Source organism: Sulfuricurvum sp., assembly GCF_030691015.1.
Taxonomy (GTDB): Bacteria; Campylobacterota; Campylobacteria; order Campylobacterales; family Sulfurimonadaceae; genus Sulfuricurvum.
Genome location: NZ_JAUYFF010000010.1, coordinates 122,587 through 140,792, shown reverse-complemented (window position 1 = coordinate 140,792; position 18,206 = coordinate 122,587). Strand labels below are relative to the sequence as shown.

Annotated in this window: 16 protein-coding genes; 11 read left to right on the top strand and 5 right to left on the bottom strand. The window is 45.8% G+C overall.

What is annotated here, in order from left to right; translation table 11 throughout:
• Positions 1 to 75 precede the first annotated feature (75 nt).
• The 11 genes from Q8O20_RS08050 to Q8O20_RS08000 all read left to right on the top strand — a co-directional run bounded on the left by Q8O20_RS08050 (position 76) and on the right by Q8O20_RS08000 (position 13,075).
• Complete coding sequence (locus tag Q8O20_RS08050; RefSeq protein ID WP_304741806.1) at positions 76 to 1,254, top strand: FtsW/RodA/SpoVE family cell cycle protein; 1,179 nt, start codon at positions 76 to 78, stop codon at positions 1,252 to 1,254.
• Positions 1,251 to 2,264, top strand: coding sequence for an undecaprenyldiphospho-muramoylpentapeptide beta-N-acetylglucosaminyltransferase (murG, locus tag Q8O20_RS08045; protein WP_305530751.1), 1,014 nt, complete (start codon positions 1,251 to 1,253; stop codon positions 2,262 to 2,264). Before Q8O20_RS08050 ends, murG begins: the two co-directional genes overlap by 4 nt.
• A 101-nt stretch (positions 2,265 to 2,365) precedes the next feature.
• A complete protein-coding gene (gene leuA, locus Q8O20_RS08040; RefSeq protein ID WP_305530750.1) occupies positions 2,366 to 4,033 on the top strand; it encodes a 2-isopropylmalate synthase in 1,668 nt (555 codons plus the stop codon).
• Positions 4,034 to 4,181: 148 nt separating this feature from the next.
• Positions 4,182 to 4,667: a PH domain-containing protein gene (locus Q8O20_RS08035; RefSeq protein ID WP_305530749.1), complete on the top strand. Its 486-nt coding sequence runs from the start codon at positions 4,182 to 4,184 to the stop codon at positions 4,665 to 4,667.
• Positions 4,668 to 4,872: 205 nt separating this feature from the next.
• Complete coding sequence (alaS, locus tag Q8O20_RS08030) at positions 4,873 to 7,422, top strand: alanine--tRNA ligase (protein WP_305530824.1); 2,550 nt, start codon at positions 4,873 to 4,875, stop codon at positions 7,420 to 7,422.
• A complete protein-coding gene (locus Q8O20_RS08025) occupies positions 7,422 to 7,958 on the top strand; it encodes a hypothetical protein (RefSeq protein WP_305530748.1) in 537 nt (178 codons plus the stop codon). Before alaS ends, Q8O20_RS08025 begins: the two co-directional genes overlap by 1 nt.
• Positions 7,959 to 7,961: 3 nt before the next feature.
• On the top strand, positions 7,962 to 8,507 hold the full coding sequence (gene maf / locus Q8O20_RS08020) for a septum formation inhibitor Maf (RefSeq protein ID WP_305530747.1): 546 nt from the start codon (positions 7,962 to 7,964) through the stop codon (positions 8,505 to 8,507).
• A gap of 6 nt (positions 8,508 to 8,513) precedes the next feature.
• Positions 8,514 to 9,269, top strand: a complete 756-nt coding sequence (locus tag Q8O20_RS08015) for a M48 family metallopeptidase (RefSeq protein ID WP_305530746.1) — start codon at positions 8,514 to 8,516, stop codon at positions 9,267 to 9,269.
• On the top strand, positions 9,266 to 10,372 hold the full coding sequence (locus tag Q8O20_RS08010; protein ID WP_305530745.1) for a pyridoxal phosphate-dependent aminotransferase family protein: 1,107 nt from the start codon (positions 9,266 to 9,268) through the stop codon (positions 10,370 to 10,372). The genes Q8O20_RS08015 and Q8O20_RS08010 overlap by 4 nt, the downstream gene beginning before the upstream one ends.
• A gap of 4 nt (positions 10,373 to 10,376) precedes the next feature.
• Complete coding sequence (locus tag Q8O20_RS08005; protein ID WP_305530744.1) at positions 10,377 to 11,075, top strand: ATP-binding cassette domain-containing protein; 699 nt, start codon at positions 10,377 to 10,379, stop codon at positions 11,073 to 11,075.
• Positions 11,076 to 11,110: 35 nt separating this feature from the next.
• A complete protein-coding gene (locus Q8O20_RS08000; RefSeq protein WP_370688077.1) occupies positions 11,111 to 13,075 on the top strand; it encodes a penicillin-binding protein 1A in 1,965 nt (654 codons plus the stop codon).
• Between the two features lie 91 nt (positions 13,076 to 13,166).
• Here the strand turns inward: Q8O20_RS08000 and Q8O20_RS07995 are convergent, their stop codons facing one another.
• The 5 genes from Q8O20_RS07995 to pgaC form a co-directional block, all read right to left on the bottom strand.
• Complete coding sequence (locus Q8O20_RS07995) at positions 13,167 to 13,727, bottom strand: DedA family protein (RefSeq protein ID WP_305530743.1); 561 nt, start codon at positions 13,725 to 13,727, stop codon at positions 13,167 to 13,169.
• A 4-nt stretch (positions 13,728 to 13,731) separates the two neighbouring features.
• A complete protein-coding gene (uvrB, locus tag Q8O20_RS07990; protein WP_305530742.1) occupies positions 13,732 to 15,705 on the bottom strand; it encodes an excinuclease ABC subunit UvrB in 1,974 nt (657 codons plus the stop codon).
• A gap of 288 nt (positions 15,706 to 15,993) precedes the next feature.
• On the bottom strand, positions 15,994 to 16,443 hold the full coding sequence (locus Q8O20_RS07985; RefSeq protein ID WP_305530741.1) for a DUF2721 domain-containing protein: 450 nt from the start codon (positions 16,441 to 16,443) through the stop codon (positions 15,994 to 15,996).
• Positions 16,444 to 16,455: 12 nt separating this feature from the next.
• A complete protein-coding gene (gene pgaD / locus Q8O20_RS07980) occupies positions 16,456 to 16,899 on the bottom strand; it encodes a poly-beta-1,6-N-acetyl-D-glucosamine biosynthesis protein PgaD (RefSeq protein WP_305530740.1) in 444 nt (147 codons plus the stop codon).
• A gap of 7 nt (positions 16,900 to 16,906) precedes the next feature.
• Positions 16,907 to 18,202 (bottom strand): poly-beta-1,6-N-acetyl-D-glucosamine synthase, encoded by a 1,296-nt coding sequence (pgaC, locus tag Q8O20_RS07975; RefSeq protein WP_305530739.1) that lies wholly within the window; start codon positions 18,200 to 18,202, stop codon positions 16,907 to 16,909.
• Between the last annotated feature and the right edge of the window lie 4 nt (positions 18,203 to 18,206).

Genomic DNA, 18,206 nt, shown 5'->3' with positions numbered 1-18,206 from the left:
AACAAACTGCTTTTATCGAACTCTAGTATAAAGAGCGATATACTTGCATAAATTATACATTAAATAAGTCCTAAAATGCCTGATAAAAAACTATTTATATTGACGACAATGCTGATTACCTTAGGGGTTATATGCTCTTATACCCTTTCCGCATATACGGTTATTTTATTCGAATATAACGACTTTCATTTCGTTGCACGTGAGTTGGTTGTTGCGGTTATCTCGATTTTAATTATGTGGACGCTTGCTCAGTTAGACCCCGATATTTGGCTTCATCGTTTAGGGCTTGGCCTCTTTTTCGGAGGGATGCTTTTGATGATTGTGATGCCATTTCTCCCAGCATCGCTGGTGAGTGAAGTCGGCGGTGCAAAACGGTGGATAAAATTATTTGGATTTTCACTCGCCCCTGTCGAGTTTTTTAAAATCGGTTTTGTCTACTTTCTGGCGTGGAGTTTCTCCCGTAAACTCGGTCACCACGCTGATATGGGGGTGACGGAAGAGTTTAAACGGTTTGCCCCCTACGCGGCTATTTTTATCATTGTCATGTTTTTGATCGCCTTCATGCAAAACGACTTGGGGCAGGTTGTCGTTTTGGCGTTGACATTGGCGTTTATGCTCTTTTTTGCAGGGAGCAGTTTTCGCTTTTTTATGACCTTGGTTGGGAGTGCCGTAGGTTTCTTCCTCTTTTTCATTTTTACCTCGGAGCACCGTATAAACCGTATCTTGTCATGGTGGGGATCGGCACAAAGTACCGTATTGGCTTTTTTCCCTGAACCGATTGCACGCCATTTACGGATCGAAAATGCCGAAGAGGCGTATCAAATCGGACATTCTCTCAATGCGATTCATAACGGAGGGATTTTCGGTGCGGGACTAGGGGGCGGAACGTTCAAACTCGGCTTTTTGAGTGAGGTTCATACCGACTTCGTATTAGCGGGGATAGCCGAAGAGTTCGGATTTATCGGGGTTTTCGGAGTGGCTCTCCTTTTTATTATGCTGTTGCACCGTCTCTTTAAAATTGCCAATCGCTCTCATAACGATACGGCCTATCTTTTTAGTTTGGGTGTTGGGCTTTTGATCACCTTCGCATTTATGATCAATGCCTATGGTATCAGCGGATTAACCCCTATTAAAGGGATCTCTGTCCCATTTTTGAGTTACGGAGGTTCGGCCATGTTGGCTTCGGCGATGGGGATAGGGATGGTGTTGATGGTCTCTAAAAAGATTGAATACAAATCGGGGGATAAAAAGTGAATCTCATCTTTACCGGCGGCGGAACCGGAGGACATTTGGTGATCGCGCTCTCTTTGGCAGAAAAAGCGCGTGAGCAAGGGCATAAAGTGATGTTTATCGGTTCAACATCGGGACAGGATCGTCAGTGGTTCGGAAACAGCACCCTTTTTGATGAGGTTCACTTTTTGGATACGACGGGTGTGGTCAATAAATCGGGATTTGGAAAACTCGTCGCTTTGTGGAAAGTGTTTAAAGCACTGTTACAATCACGTACGTTGATTCGTACTTTTAAAGCTGACGCCGTTGTGAGTGTCGGCGGCTTTTCGGCGGCACCCGCTGCTATGGCGGCGGTTGCGACGGGCACACCGCTCTACATACACGAACAAAATGCGGTGACGGGAAAACTCAATCGATTGCTCCGTCCGTATGCGAAACGCTTTTTCAGTTCTTATGAAGAGGGGGAAAATCATTGCGATTATCCCGTTAATTCCCGCTACTTTGAGAACTCCCGCATTCGTGATTCTATTAAGACGGTTATCTTTTTAGGGGGATCGCAGGGGGCTAAATTTATTAACGATTTGGCACTTGAAATCGCTCCGTGGCTTCGTGATAAAGGGATACATATCATTCATCAGTGCGGTCTAAAAGAAGAAGAGCGGGTACGTGCCGCGTACCATGATCTTGGGATACCGGCGGAAGTGTACGGGTTTACGACGCAGATTGCGGAGTTGTGCGAGCGGAGTGATTTTGCGGTGAGCCGTTCGGGAGCCAGTACACTTTGGGAACTCTGCGCGGCGAAAATCCCCGCTTTTTATATACCGTTTCCGTATGCGGCGGCCGATCATCAGTACCATAATGCCCGCTATATCATTGATCATAATGCGGGATGGTGCGAGAGACAAAGCGACGGATTAGCCCTTAAACTGCAAGAAGCGATCGAGAGTGATATCGGTGTCAAAAGTAAAGCATTGGAAAAACTGATTGCCCCGAACGGAGCAGCGCATATTATTGAAAAGATCGAAAAACGATAAAAATTTGCTTCATCCGCGTTTGCTCCCCTTTTTGCTATAATTCGCCCACTTATTGCCACCAGCAAGGGCAGTGAGGAGAGAATTTTAAAAGGAGTTTCGTTATGAAACACGCATTCGCAGGCAAATACCGCCCGTATCCTCAAGTTGATTTGCCAAATCGTATTTGGCCATCTAAAACCATCACGCACGCACCTATCTGGTGCAGTGTCGATCTTCGCGACGGAAACCAAGCGTTGATCACCCCGATGAATTTGGATCAAAAACTCTCTCTCTTCACCCTCTTGCTGAAACTCGGATTTAAAAATATCGAGGTGGGATTCCCCTCCGCGTCGAAAGTGGAGTTCGATTTTTTACGCACTCTTGTAGAGCAAAAATTGATTCCCGATGATGTCACGGTACAAGTCCTCGTCCAAGCGCGAGAACATTTGATAGACAAAACGTTCGAGGCATTAGCAGGGGTGAAAAAAGCGATTGTCCATTTGTATAACTCTACCTCGGTAGCCCAACGTAAAATCGTCTTCGGCAAAGAGCAAGATGAGATTATCGCGTTGGCGTTAGAGGGTGTCGATATGGTCAAAGCCCGCGCCGCTAAACACGATGGCGAGATCATGCTCGAATATTCTCCTGAGAGTTTTACGGGGACAGAGCTCGAATTTGCCGCCCGTATCTGTAACGCCGTAACCGATCGTTGGGAAATTAGCGCGAATCGCAAGGTTGTGATTAACCTCCCCGCTACCGTCGAGATGGCGACACCGAACGTCTATGCCGATCAGATCGAGTGGATGGCCGGTCATCTCACCAACCGTGAACACGTGTTGATCTCGACCCATACCCACAATGACCGTGGAACATCGGTTGCCGCGACAGAGTTGGCATTGCTCGCGGGAGCGGATCGTGTCGAGGGGACGCTTCTCTCTAACGGCGAACGTACCGGAAATGTCGATATCATCACCCTAGCGCTCAACATGTACACCCAAGGGGTCGATCCTGAACTCGATTTCAGCGATTTGGAGAGTGTCGTTCGTGTCGTCGAAGAGTGTACCGATATGAAAACCCATGAGCGTCATCCGTATGTGGGTGAGCTTGTTTATACGGCGTTTTCAGGTTCCCACCAAGATGCGATCAACAAAGGGCTGGCGTATCAGCGCGCCAAAGACGATGCGTTTTGGGAAGTACCGTATCTCCCTATCGATCCGCAGGATGTGGGACGTAATTACGAGGGGATTATTCGTATCAACTCCCAATCGGGTAAAGGGGGGGTAGCCTACGTCCTCGAAGATAAATTCGGCTACTCATTGCCGAAGAAAATGCATCCTGAAATCGGAACCATCGTTCAAAAAATTACCGATGAAGCGGGACGTGAGCTCACCTCCGAAGAGATTTTAGACATTTTCGAGAAAACCTATTTCGGTGAACCGCATGACATCGAGTTCGTCGATTATTCGGTGATCTCCGAGAGTGCAAAAGAGCACTCCGCCAAATGTGTGTTGGAATACACCCACAACGGCAAAGCGATCCGAAGCGAAGGGCAGGGGAATGGCCCGATCGATGCGTGCAAAAATGCATTGATGGTGGAGTATTCCCACAGCTTTAAAATCCTCTCCTACTCGGAACATTCACGCGGAGAGCTTTCCAGCGCCGAAGCGGTCGCCTATATCGAGATTCAGACAGAGAGTTTGGAGAAATTTTTCGGTGTCGGATGCGATAATGATATTACCGTAGCATCGATCAAAGCGATGTTTAGTGCATTGAATCGAGCATTTTCGTAACTCTCCAGTCATTCCGTGCTCGACACGGAATCTATCCCCGTTCGCCCTGAGCTTGTCGAAGGTGTTCATGGTTCGACAAGCTCGCCACAAACGAATTAATGATAAATCTATTCTCTTTTATGCATATTGATAGTTATAAGGAGTCACATTGGTAAATTATTCAAATTCAGAAAATAAATTAGATGTAGCTACACATCCATGTGCAATTGAAGCAATAGTAGATATTTTACTTCAATTATTTGGTTTGTCTTTGATGTATCTTATATTTAATGAAATTGGAAAATACTTGATAGGTAGTAAATTTACTCCAGATATGCTTCTTAGCTTAGTTGTTTTACCAGCTATTTTAGTACTCAAAAGTTGCGGAAAAATTCTCGAACCATACTTTGTGGCAGTTTCTCTAAACAATGAGACGTTATCTGTCAAACAAGGTATTCTTACAACTTTCGAAGATAGCCTTAGTTTAAAAACGGTTGAAAACATTGAAGTGACGACAACTTTGTTAGGAAAGTATCGAAATTATGCGACCATAAGAGTTTTCGCATATGGTGCTTGGGTAACAATTCCTAATGTTAAAGATGCACAGAATATTAAGCTTCGTATTGAGGATATTGTAAAAAAAAGTAAAAGCTGACTTTTCGCTTTTAGATTCATGGTTCGACAGGCTCACCACGAACGGAAGCAATATACCGAGAAATCTAATCTAAAAAGTTTAGTAAAAAAGTGACAAAACGAGGCTGAATAGATATTAATCACTCGCAAATAAACCCCTTATTCTTTATTTAACTCCTTCTTCGCTATAATCGCGCAATTTTATCCAATATGAGAGTATGACTATGATGGATGTCCGCGAAGCCTTTTTGGCCTTTTTTGAATCAAAACAACACGCTCGGGTTCCGAGTTCTCCTCTCGTCCCTGATGATGCAACCCTCCTTTTCACCAATGCCGGTATGGTTCCGTTTAAGTCAATTTTTACGGGCGATATCCCTATCCCCTCAAATCCTCGTGCGACCAGTGCACAGACGTGTATTCGTGCGGGTGGGAAACACAATGACTTGGAGAACGTCGGTCATACGGCGCGTCACCACACGTTTTTCGAGATGCTCGGGAACTTTAGTTTCGGGGATTATTTCAAAGAGGAAGCGATCGCCCATGCGTGGGAGTTTGTCACGGAAGTGATGAAACTCCCTGTCGATAAACTCTGGGTAACCGTCCATGAGAGCGATGATGAAGCCGAAGAGATTTGGAAAAAGCATATTTCGGCGGATCGCATTATGCGTTTGGGAGATAAAGACAATTTTTGGCAGATGGGAGATACCGGACCGTGCGGACCGTGTTCGGAAATCTTCGTCGATCAGGGTGCGGAACATTTCAACGGCCCTGAGGATTATATGGGGGGAGACGGGGATCGATTCCTCGAAATCTGGAACCTCGTATTTATGCAATATGAGCGTAATGCCAAGGGTGAGTTGAAACCGCTTCCGAAACCGTCCATCGATACGGGGATGGGATTAGAGCGCGCAACCGCAGTATTAGAGGGGGCATTGAGCAACTACGATTCAACCCTCTTTATGCCGATCATCCGTAAAGTCGAAGCCCTTATCGGACAACCGTATGTATACGCGAGCGGAGCGTCGTATCGTGTTATCGCTGACCATATTCGCACCGTTACGTTCCTCCTCGCACAGGGGACAAACTTCTCCAACGAAGGGCGCGGATACGTTCTTCGCCGAATCTTGCGTCGTGCGGTTCGTCACGGTTACTTGCTCGGATTTACCAAACCGTTTATGTTTGAGGTTGCCGATACCGTCGTTGAACTGATGGGGAAACAATACCCGTACATCGTGGAAAAACTGAGCGTATTAAAAGAACAGATTATGCTCGAAGAGGAACGCTTTTTCAAAACGATTGCATCGGGGATTGAACTCTTTAACGAAGAGTTGAAAAACACCAAAGAGACCTTTAGCGGCGAAGTGGCGTTTAAACTTTACGATACCTTCGGATTCCCTCTTGATTTGACCGAAGATATGTTGAAAGAGAAACATCTTTCCCTCGATGTAGAGACGTTTGAGACATTGATGTCAGAGCAGCGAAAACGGGCGAAAGCGGCGTGGAAAGGCTCAGGTGATGCCCATGTTGAGGGGGATTTTAAAACCCTTCTTGAGACGTTCGGTGTCAACTCCTTTATCGGATACGCGTATACGAAAGCTCCGGTCAAAATCCAAGCCCTTTTGGGTGAGAATTTTGAGCGCGTTGATCAGTTGCACGCTCACCAGAGCGGATGGGTTCTTTTGGAAGAGACTCCGTTTTATGCGGAGAGCGGCGGACAATGTGGCGATATCGGAACTCTTGGAGAGAGAGCGGTTGTAACCGAAACGAAAAAATTCCATGGGTTGAATCTTTCCCACATTGAAACCAAAGCGACATTGAGCGTTGGCGATACGGTAGAGGCGATTGTCGATCCATCACGTAACGAGGTTGCGAAACACCACTCGGCAACCCACTTGTTGCACGCAGCGTTGTATGAGCAACTGGGCGAACATATTTCCCAAGCTGGGTCATTGGTCGAACACAACCGTCTCCGTTTTGACTTTTCACATCCTAAAGCGATGTCTCACGAAGAGATCGCTCTCGTAGAAGAGAGAGTGAATTATCATGTCTTCCATGCACTTGAGGGGATGACGCGTGAAATGAGCATCGACGAAGCGAAAAAAAGCGGGGCGAAAGCACAATTCGGTGAGAAATACGGCGATACGGTACGCGTCGTCAATTTCGGAACGGCTTCAGTCGAGTTCTGCGGCGGTATCCACGTCGATAATACGGCAACCATCGGGACGTTTGTCATCGTCAAAGAGAGCGGGGTCAGTGCGGGAGTTCGACGTATCGAAGCGGTGTGCGGTAATGCCGCCTACAACCTCTTTAAACAACAGCGTCACCTTCTCGAAGAGGTGGAAGCATCGGTTAAAAATCGAGATGTATTGGCGGGAATCGAGCGTCTTAAAGAGCAAGTAAAAACCCTAAAAACTGAAATGAGCACATTGGCTTCTTCAGCTAAAGAGGAACTTTCCGTCACGATGATAGGGAATACGGCGGTCGTTGTCAGCGAACTCACGGCGGGCGATATCAAAGAGCGTATCGATGAGCTTAAAAATCAACATGACTCGGTTGCGGTGATTTTATTCCAAATCAAAGAGGATAAAGTACTCCTCGCGGCGGGTGCTAAAAACACTAATGTTAAAGCGGGGGATTGGATCAAAGCAATCGCTCCGATCCTCGGCGGCGGGGGCGGCGGACGTCCTGACTTCGCTCAAGCGGGGGGAAAAGATGCGAGCAAATTAGGTGAAGCCAAAGAGGCGGCCTTGGCGTATGTGACGAAGGAACTCTCGTAATGAAAGAATTTTTAGTCGAAACGTTTGCCCATCATCGTACATTGATCGTTTTTTTACATGTTATAAGTGCTGTTATCTGGGTTGGAGGGATGATTGCCATCCGATTTGCAACCCATCAGTCATTAGCACTCATCAGTGATCCGAAACTACGACTAGAGCGTGCGGCGCATACTCTCAAACGTCTTTTCGCTATCGTAATGCCGTTTGTTATCATTCTTATTATTACAGCGGTTTTGATGGCGGTCGGTCTTGGATTCCGCGCGGCGGCGATGGATCCCATGGGTAATGTAATCGATGAGTATGCGATGAGTATCTACAACACCGTTCATATCAAAGAGGCAATTTGGCTCATTATGGCATTGAATTTAGGCGCTATGATGTGGCGTCGTGCAAAAGCAGAGCAAGCACTAAAAGTGGGAAATCTTGAAAAAGCCAAAGAGATGCTCGGCCTTATCGCGAAAACCATGGTTCCCGTGAATATCGTGTTGGGTGTTACCGCTATTTTTATCGGTGTGGTACTCCGAAACGCTTATTAAACCATGATACGCTTAGCGTCCTCCTCCATCACCCGCGCCGAACTCCTCAAAGCGGCGGGTATCTCTTTTATCCAAGAATCTATCGATTTCGATGAAGATTCCATACTCGCATCGTCACCCAAAAATTTCGTCTATCAAGCGACACTCGGAAAATACAAAGTCAATTTAGAAAAATTCGGCTGCAACGATTATCCCCTTCTTGTTGCCGATACGGTTGTCACTGCACAGGGAAAGATTTTGCGAAAAGCCAAAGATGAAGCAGATGCACGGATCATTTTGGAGACACAAAGCGGCTCGGAAGTGGCTATTATAACTTGTATGATTTACAAGACTCCTCGTTTGGAATTAATAGACATCTCTTCGACCCACTATTTTTTCGATCAGTTTGATCCGAGGGACGTTGAGAACTATCTTCAAAGCGGTGAGTGGCGAGGCAAAGCGGGAGCCTGTATGGTAGAGGGATTTTGCAAACCTTATATTCGTGAAGTGCGCGGATATGAGAGCACAGCAATGGGGCTTTGTGTCGAAATGCTCAAACCGTTTCTTTAGGAGGCTATGATGAAGTTTAGATGCATCGTATTAATCGGATTACTGTTTGTCGGATGTACAACGACACCGGTCACAAACCGTACACAGTTTATGATGATTTCACCCGACCAAGAGATGGCATTAGGCGTCAGTGAAGCTCAAAAAGTAGTCAAAGGATCAAAAATAAGCACCGATAAAGCGCTTCAAGATCGAATTAAACGGATTGGTGAACGGATTGCGGCAGTGAGCGGGCGAAGCGATTTTGCGTGGGAATTTACGGTGATTGATGACGCAACTCCCAATGCCTTTTGTTTGCCGGGGGGAAAAGTCTTTTTTTACACGGGGATTTTGAAAATTACCGAAAATGATGATCAGATCGCTACGGTGATGGGGCATGAGATTGCTCACGCTTTGGCACGTCACGGGGCAGAGAGGATGTCGATGCAAACGGTTAGCAATTTGGGTGCTCAGGTTTTATCCGCGGCATTAAATGTCCCTCCGGAGTACCAAAATCTTTATGCGCAGGCGTATGGGGTAACATCGCAAGTCGGTCTTATCCTCCCATACAGCCGAAAGTTTGAGCATGAAGCGGATCAAATAGGTGTTTATTTGATGTGGAGGGCGGGATATAACCCTTCGCAAGCCCTCAAATTTTGGGAAAATATGGGACGTTTGTCGAAAGATTCCAAAAAGACACCTCCGTTTTTATCGACCCATCCTGCCGATGATGAACGGATTCGAGAGATCCGTAATTACATAGCACAGCTCCCCTCTCAACGATGAATAATCCCTACACAAGCGAGTTAAACGCACTAAAGCGCTCAGGTCGCTATCGTGAACGTCGTATTCGTGATGAATCCCTGTTTGATGCCGCCTCGAATGATTATTTGGGACTGGCTGAGAATAAAGAGCTCCATCTAAAAGCGTGCGAGACACTCAATCGATACCCTGATCATGCTCCGAAAGCATCGATGCTGGTCAACGGCTACCATCCAATCCATGCGGCGTTTGAAGAGGCATTGTGCGACGCTAACGGCTTTGAGGCGGGGATCGTGATGGGGAGCGGATTTAATGCTAATATCGGTCTTATCGAAGCCCTTGTCCGCAAGGGAGATGTTCTCCTGATGGATGAGGAGTACCATGCTAGCGGTGTAGCTGGGGCTCGTATGTGTGAGGGGGAAGTGATCTTTTTCCCCCATAATGATCCATCCGCTTTGAAAACAGAGCTTGAACGGGCGCAGGGAAAACGGGTTATTGTCGCGGTAGAGGGGATATACTCGATGGGGGGTGATCTTGTTCCTCGAGAGATTATCGAACTTGCCATAGAGCATGAGGCAATTTTGATTTTGGATGAAGCGCATAGCAGCGGTGTGATCGGTGAGCATTTGATGGGGATTCTTGATTATTATGCCATTGTACCGACTCCTCTGATGATTAAAATGGGGACGCTGGGGAAAGCGTACGGGAGTTTCGGTGCGTATGTCCTCTCCTCTACCCATATCAGCGAGTATTTGATCAATCGTGCTAAAAACGTCATTTATGCAACTGCCCCTTCGCTGTATGATACGGCATTAGCGCATCACGCATTGATCTATATTCAAACCCATGCGATAGTGTTGCGTGAAGAGATAGTGGCACGACAGAAAATCGTGAAAGAGATACTGGGAATCACCTGTGCGGGATTGATTGTTCCGATAGAAATCGGGGATAATCGCGAGGTGATGCGGTTGCAGGAGCAGCTTAAAAATGAGATGGGAGTCCATGTCGGAGCGATTCGCCAGCCGACGGTGAAAAAAGCGATCCTCCGTCTCATTGCGAGGTTGGAGATTGATGAGGTACGTTTGGCTCGGGTGTGTGAGCGTTTAACACAGATTTGGGTAAAATAGTACTATGAATACGATTCATATCGATCGGCTCAAAATCGCCCACGGAGATAGAGTGCTGGTGGATATCTCTTTTGATATTCGGCGTTCATTGGCATTGGTCGGACAAAGCGGGAGCGGTAAATCGCTTACCCTTAAAGCCCTTTTGGGGCTTTTGGAGCCGTCATTAGAGATAAGTATCGAGAAACGATCCGATTTTGAGTGGAAGCGGGGAGTATCGCTCTCGTTAGTTCCTCAAAATCCGTTTACGGCACTCTCTCCGCTCACACGGATTAAAGAGCAAATGTTTTTGACGCGTGAGAGACAAAGTGACCTGTTTGCTCTGTTGGGTTTGGATGAATCGCTCTTAGAACGGTTTCCTCCCGAGCTCTCAGGGGGGCAGCTTCAGAGGGTTGTAGTCGCGATTGCTTTGGGATCAAACCCGAAGCTTTTATTACTCGATGAGCCGACTACGGCACTTGATCCCGCCTCAAAAGAGGCTATGATTGCATTGTTAAAAACACTGCAGGAGAGAATGGGCTTTTCCATGTTGTTTGTTACCCATGATATGAGTGTGGCATCGGCATTATGTGAAGATATTTGTATTCTCCGTGAGGGTCGTGTGATCGAAGCGGGAGAAACGACTGATGTTATCGCTCACCCCCAAGAGGGGTATACTCAAGCGCTGATAGACGCTGAATTTAAAACCAGAGGATTTAGAAATTGATCAACTCCTATGACGAAGTACCGCTACGGACAAAAATGAGAAAATATATGCTCATAGGGCTCGGAATTATCGTGATGATTCCCGTCGTTTTTTTAGGGTATCTTATTTACTCTTTTGAATATGAAACCCAAAAACTGATCAAATATCAGCCCCGTTTGACGACGGAAGTCTACGATCGTAACGGGAACAAAATTGCCAACCTTTTTAGTGACGAACACCGATATTACGTTTCGTATGAAAACATCCCTCCACGCTTGATTGAAGCCCTTTTGGCGATTGAAGATACGATGTTTTTTGAACACGGCGGGGTTAATCCCGATGCGATTATGCGGGCGATCATCAAAGACGTCAGTGCGGGGAAACTCAAAGAGGGTGCGAGTACGATTACTCAGCAGCTTGTTAAAAATACTCTTCTCAATCGTGAGAAAAAATTCTCCCGTAAATTTAAAGAGGTGCTCTACGCTATCCGTATTGAGCAAGAACTCTCCAAAGAGCAGATTTTAGAACGTTATTTCAACGAAATCTATTTGGGACACGGATACTATGGGATCAAAACGGCATCGGACGGTTATTTTCGTAAACCTCTCAAAGAGTTGAGCCTCAAAGAGATTGCGATGCTTGTCGGTCTTCCGAAAGCCCCTAACTTTTATTCTCCGACTCGAAATTATGAACTCTGTCTGGGACGGGCGAATCGTGTTATCGGACGGATGTATGAGCTGGGATGGATCGATCAGGCAACCTATGAAAAAGCGACCCAAGAGCGGCCGAAAGTTTACAATGACACCCTCAGCAAAAATTCGGGTCCCTATATTATCGATGAGGTAATGCGTCAGCTCGGCGATGCGTTCCCCGATATTCGCAGCGGCGGGTATAAGATTTACACCACAATCGATATGCGATTGCAAGAAGCGGGATATAAGGCGCTTCAGTCGGGTCGTGATGAGATTTTGAAGCGTGCTCAGGAAGCGGGTGATTTGGATGAGAACATGCAGCGTCAGCTCAACGGCGCCCTTATCAGTCTGAACCCTCATACGGGAGAAATTCTGGCGATGGTCGGGGGGTATGATTATGCCCTCAGCCCTTACAACCGCGTGACACAGGCGAAACGACAACCCGGATCGGCCTTTAAACCGTTTATCTATCAAGTAGCACTCGATAGCGGTATGTCACCCTCCTCACTTGTTCCGGATATAGCCCGTACGTATACTTATGCGGGAGATGACGGTGAAGAAAAGACATGGCAGCCGAAAAACTATAAAAATGAATACAAAGGGATGGTTACGATCCGAGATGCACTGACCCACTCGCGCAACCTTGCGACGATCAACATGGTCAGTGATATGGGATTTGGGAAGATTACCGATGGACTGAGACGTTACGGAATTGTTGAAAATCTTCCACCTGACCTTTCTATCGCTTTGGGAACGATTATGATCTCTCCGATCGATATAGCAAAATATTATACGATGTTTGCCAGCGGCGGAGCCTTGACGAATCCAATGCTGGTACGACAAGTGATCACCCCAAAAGGGGAGACGATTCAGTATGAAAACAAAAGTCGTCAAGTCAATACCCCTCAGCAGATCTATCTCATGACCTCAATTTTGAAAGATGTCGTGAGCCACGGAACCGGAACAGGGGCACGTGTGGGCGGGATAGAGATTGCCGGTAAAACGGGAACAACCAATAAAAATGTCGATGCATGGTTTGTCGGCTATTCTCCAACCGTAGAGACGGTCGTATGGTTCGGACATGATAACAACACCCCAATGCGCCGCAGTGAAACGGGCGGACGTGCCGCAGCACCGGTTTTTCGTTATTATTACGAAGATATGTTACGCATTTATCCGAATACCAAACGCTATTTTGATCTTCCTGCGGGAGTATACCGAGCTCCTACGGATGAGCAAAACGGGAGTGAAACGTTTACCGATACGTCGTTAGCTCCGGATGCAACGCAGGATGAGGCACCGAAAACGGAAGAAAAACTACTCTTTTAATTGTAAATTTGAACGCCAAAGGAATAAAATCCCTTTGGCTACGCTAACGCTAAGTTTACTTCAGCAGTAGGCTCAAAATCGCATACGATTTTTATTTCTTTTTGGTTGCTGATGAGAGGTAAAGCCATACGGTTCCTCCGATAACAAGGAGCATAACGGGAGCGAGATAGGGCTTGTCGGCTATCATGTCGTACCCTTTGATAAGCGCTCCTCCGAAAAGATAACTTCCCCCCCCGACGACGACTGCCCATATAACCGCGCCGATGGCATTATAGGCACTGAATTTCCAAAAATCGTACTTGGTTAATCCGATGGCTAAAGGGACGAGTGTTTTAAGGCCATAGATGAACTTTTTAACGACGATGATCCATGACCCGTTTCGTTTGAGCAGGAGGTGGGAAAAGGCGAGTTTTCGACGGTGCTTTTTAAAGTACTCCATCATTTCACGCTTATGGTATCGAGACATATAAAACATCAACGAATCCCCGATGAAATTGGCAATCATAGCGATGGTAATGGAGAGTGATATATCCATTTTCCCCATAAAACTGAGAACTCCCGCACCCAAAAGGGCAACAAATCCCCCACCCAATGAGTAGAGAAATAAAACAATATATCCATAGGTTGATAAATTAGTGAGCATGTCATCCATAACGTTATAACTTCCTTATTTTGGCTATTTCATCGCGTAAACGGGCGGCTTCTTCGAATTCGAGTTTTTTGGCGGCCTCTCTCATTTTGAGATTCAGCTCCTCGATCAGTTTTTTCCGCTCAGCGGCAGGGAGCGTTTTCGCTTTTTTAGAACGGTTGTATAAATCGCCAACATCTTCGAGTTTGAGATTCTCATCAAGCGAGCGTTTGGTGGTGGTGGGGGTAATGCCGTGTTCGGTGTTATACGCCTCTTGGGTTTCTCGTCTTGCCGTCGTTTTGGCAATGGCGCGTTCCATCGATCCGGTAATCTTTTGCGCGTACAAAATAACCCGTCCGTGTTCATTCCGTGCCGCACGTCCGATGGTTTGAACGAGAGCGGTTTCAGAGCGTAGAAATCCCTCTTTGTCGGCATCTAAAATCGCTACGAGACTCACTTCGGGAAGGTCAAGCCCCTCACGCAGGAGATTGATCCCGATCAAAACATCAAAATCCCCGACCCGTAGACCACGGATAATCTGATTACGTTCGATGGCATCGATTTCGGAGTGCATATACTGCACCTTTATCCCCAAATCGGCGAGGTATTTTGTGAGGGCTTCCGCCATTTTCTTGGTGAGTACCGTCACGAGGACACGATCCCCAAGGGCGACAGTTTTTTTAATCTCATCGTGTAAGTCTTCGACTTGATTGGTGCTTGGTTTGATCGTGATAATCGGGTCAAGCAATCCTGTAGGGCGGATGATTTGGTGGGCGATCGTGGTACTGATATCGAGTTCTTGCGCCGATGGTGTTGCGGAGACGAACATATAGTGAGGCGCTTTGTTCATAAACTCATCGATCATAAGGGGGCGGTTATCAAGGGCACTCGGGAGGCGAAATCCGTAATCGACAAGGACCTCTTTACGGCTTCTATCCCCCGCAAACATCCCCCGAAACTGTGGAAGACTCACATGACTCTCATCGACGATAATCAAAAATTTATCGTGATGGAGGGTGAAATAATCGAGCAATGTATAAGGGGCTTCACCGGGAAGTTTATCGGTGAGATGACGGGAGTAATTTTCGACCCCTTTACACATCCCTGTTGCCTGAAGCATTTCGAGGTCAAATTCACAACGCTGTTTGAGGCGCTGTGCTTCGACGATTTTCCCTTGTTTATCGAGCTCGTTCAGCCGTTCTCCGAGTTCATCCTCGATCCGCTTGATCGCGCGGGAGAGTTTCTCCTGCCCCACGGCAAACTGGCTGGTAGCGTAGATCGTGACCGTTTCTTGCTTTTCGGTCATTGTGTTACTCAGGGGTTCAAAAAATGTCAGACGTTCCACTTCATCCCCGAAAAATTCGATCCGTACCGCCTGATCCTGCCAGTAAGGGGGATAGATGTCGACGACTTCCCCATTCACCCGAAAGTGCCCACCCTCAAAATAGGTGTCGTTTCGGGCGTATCCCATCTCTACGAGGCGAAGGAGGAGCTTTTTTTGGTTGATTTCATCTCTGATGGCGATGACCTGTACCATCTTTTCATACTCTTCAGGGTCACCGAGCCCGTAGTTAGCAGAGACGGAAGCGACCACGATGACGTCGTCGTAACTGAGGAGATTGGCGGTGGCAGAGAGGCGAAGCCGTTCCAGTTCATCGTTGATAGAGCTATCTTTTTCGATAAACAAATCTTGGCGGGGGATGTAGGCTTCGGGTTGATAGTAATCGTAATAAGAAATAAAATACTCGACATGGTTTTCGGGAAAGAAACTTCTAAATTCGCTGTAGAGTTGTGCCGCTAATGTTTTGTTGTGGGTCATGATAATCGTCGGCAGCTGAACGCTCTCGATCACCTTCGCCATTGTGTAGGTTTTACCGCTACCCGTGACCCCTTCGAGGGATACATAGCGCTCTCCGTTTTTAATGCCTGATGCGAGAGCATCGATAGCAACGGGCTGATCACCGGCAGGTTGATAGGGTGTATGGACTTTAAAAATCGGCAATGAGTGACCCTAGGAATAAATTATGAAATTATACCGCAAATGCTGTTTTTCATTATGGATGACTGCCTGTAGACTACTGAGTTAAGGTGAGTTTTTGAATTATCCCTAATGCTTAACTTTTTTTCGAATTTTTGTCGTTGCGTTTTTCTTTTAACGTTTTAGTCGGTGCTTTTTTAACTGCTTTTTTTGAATCTTGACCTTTTGCCATAATATCCCTTTCTTTGGATGTGTTAATCGTATAACTCTTTACAGATAGTATACGACTTATACTTAAAAGGTAGTAGCATCTCAAACAGATTTGGCTAATCCTTTTGGAAGTTCGATCCAAAGGGCTTTTAATGAGAGATCGAGATCGTAGATAAACAAAAAAAGCGAAAGGATCAAGCTGATGATACTGGAAATAAACAAGATACTGAGGATATAGGTCATAGTAAAATGATACAGTGCAGACCCGAATAGACCGATAATAATAAATGAAACCAGTAAAACGCTTAGTACGGCTAAAAAATTACTGCTTCTAATCACTTTTGCTCTTACTGTGAGTATTTCGAGTTCTTGTAAAATACGCTCTTGATCTGCCTCCGAAGTATTACGGTACTCAACCGAGAGTTGACGAGTCCTATCAACTATCCGCCCGAAACGGTTGGTTAGACTTAAAAGGATTAAACCGATTCCCGAAATAAGGATGACAGGGCCAACTGCCAATTGTAATGTACCGATAAGATCAGAGAGGAGCATAAAATCCCTTTTTTATTCGTTGCTTTTTGTAATGTGATTATTAAGACGAATAATATGACCAAGTTCATTGTGGTAAACCGTCACAAACTGACTGTTTGCACACTCATGCAACTGGGCATCATCTAAGTGAAAATAATTTGAGTAATCGGTGGATTTATAGAGCAAATGCTCACTTGGCGCTCGGTGTCTGTTTAGTCTTGACAATATAAAGAGAACAATAGGTGTTCCGACTAACATATAGACAGCATGCTCAAATGTAACACTGTGAATATTTTCATATATCCAATCTGATATTTCATCAGCAGGTACTTTGAGGGTAATGATTCCATAAAATACAATGAGTAAAGGCTTCCACAAATAGATAAAGCCTAACCAAAGCCCAATCGTTAGTGCATCCCAAAGCCATCTTTTTCGCTTGGGCTGTTCATGACGTTTATTGATAATTAACGTTTCCATAGAGCTATTACCTCTTTTTCTTTGGTACTTGTTGATGGACACCGCGGTCTGGGCTAACCCATCTGGCTCGACCTTTTTTACCAAATAAAACTTTAGGCAAAGCAGTTACGGCGGTAAAAAGATTCAACAGCCAATAAGCAAACGGATACCAGATCATCCAATAATAGTTTTTCCCCATTCCTTCGTCATAATGGCCGTCCAACCATTTACTGACCGCAAACTGTATCAAACATGCACCGATTAAAATAACACTGCTCTGATCGGGCAGTATCGGCGATTGCTGCGGCATTAAATAGCCAATAGGGAAAAATAAGCTAATGAACCAAATAACAAACACCAAAAGCATACTATAGGCCCAAAGGGTACTGAGCATAAGCTCGGTCATAAGACCCCAAAGATGGGTTTGTTTGTGCATAAATAAAACTTTAAAGTTTTTAAGCATTACTTGAACACCGCCCATGGCCCAACGCAACCGCTGTTTCCAAAGTCCGCTCAATGTTTCCGGCATCAAAATCCATACCAAAGCCCGAGGCTCAAAGCGTACATCCCAACCGTTGCGCTGCAGTTTCCAGGTAACATCAATATCTTCAGTCAGCATATCCGGGCTCCAATAGCCCACCTCATGCACCGCTGCTTTTCTAAATCCGGTGATGACCCCTGATACGGTAAATAACCGCCCGAAACTACGCTGTGCTCGCTTAATCATCCCCACTATCGATGAAAATTCGCCAACCTGAATTTTACCTAACAGGCTGGTTCGATTACGAATTCTTGGATTACCCGTTACCGCAGCAACTTCCGGATAGCGGATAAAATGTTTGACCATCCAATGGACACAATATTTATCAATTAAGGCATCGCCGTCGATACAGATAAGATACTCATACTTGGCTAATAATGCACCGGCTTGAAGCCCTAATGCTTTACCTTGATTTTCGGCTAAATTAACGACTTTTAACTTTGGATGATCTTTTGCCAGAGCGATCAATATTTCTAGCGTATCATCTTTACTTCCGTCGTTAATGGCGATGACTTCAAATTCAGGGTAGTCCACATTGAGGGCATAGGTAATGGTTTCAATGGCATTTTGTCCTTCATTGTAGCACGGGATCAAAATGCTCACCCCTTGCCAGCTCTCATTGCCTCTGAGTGGGGGAATTATATATTTGAGATAAGGCTTTTCATTTTTGTAATAAAAAAAGATTGCTCCGATAATCCATAAAGTGGACATAAATAGCGGATAATAAAAGACATACGCCAGTACAAAGTGCCAAAGTGAATGCCAAAATAGTTCAAATGTCATCATG

Excerpts from the sequence above, each read along its gene's own strand:
- Q8O20_RS08005 (WP_305530744.1), top strand. The coding sequence starts at position 10,377 with ATGAATACGATTCATATCGATCGGCTCAAAATCGCCCACGGAGATAGA.
- Q8O20_RS08050 (WP_304741806.1), top strand. The coding sequence starts at position 76 with ATGCCTGATAAAAAACTATTTATATTGACGACAATGCTGATTACCTTA.
- alaS (WP_305530824.1), top strand. The coding sequence starts at position 4,873 with ATGGATGTCCGCGAAGCCTTTTTGGCCTTTTTTGAATCAAAACAACAC.
- leuA (WP_305530750.1), top strand. The coding sequence starts at position 2,366 with ATGAAACACGCATTCGCAGGCAAATACCGCCCGTATCCTCAAGTTGAT.
- Q8O20_RS08015 (WP_305530746.1), top strand. The coding sequence starts at position 8,514 with ATGATGAAGTTTAGATGCATCGTATTAATCGGATTACTGTTTGTCGGA.
- Q8O20_RS08025 (WP_305530748.1), top strand. The coding sequence starts at position 7,422 with ATGAAAGAATTTTTAGTCGAAACGTTTGCCCATCATCGTACATTGATC.
- maf (WP_305530747.1), top strand. The coding sequence starts at position 7,962 with ATGATACGCTTAGCGTCCTCCTCCATCACCCGCGCCGAACTCCTCAAA.
- Q8O20_RS08010 (WP_305530745.1), top strand. The coding sequence starts at position 9,266 with ATGAATAATCCCTACACAAGCGAGTTAAACGCACTAAAGCGCTCAGGT.
- Q8O20_RS07995 (WP_305530743.1), bottom strand. The coding sequence starts at position 13,727 with ATGGATGACATGCTCACTAATTTATCAACCTATGGATATATTGTTTTA.
- pgaD (WP_305530740.1), bottom strand. The coding sequence starts at position 16,899 with ATGGAAACGTTAATTATCAATAAACGTCATGAACAGCCCAAGCGAAAA.
- pgaC (WP_305530739.1), bottom strand. The coding sequence starts at position 18,202 with ATGACATTTGAACTATTTTGGCATTCACTTTGGCACTTTGTACTGGCG.
- Q8O20_RS07985 (WP_305530741.1), bottom strand. The coding sequence starts at position 16,443 with ATGCTCCTCTCTGATCTTATCGGTACATTACAATTGGCAGTTGGCCCT.
- Q8O20_RS08000 (WP_370688077.1), top strand. The coding sequence starts at position 11,111 with ATGAGAAAATATATGCTCATAGGGCTCGGAATTATCGTGATGATTCCC.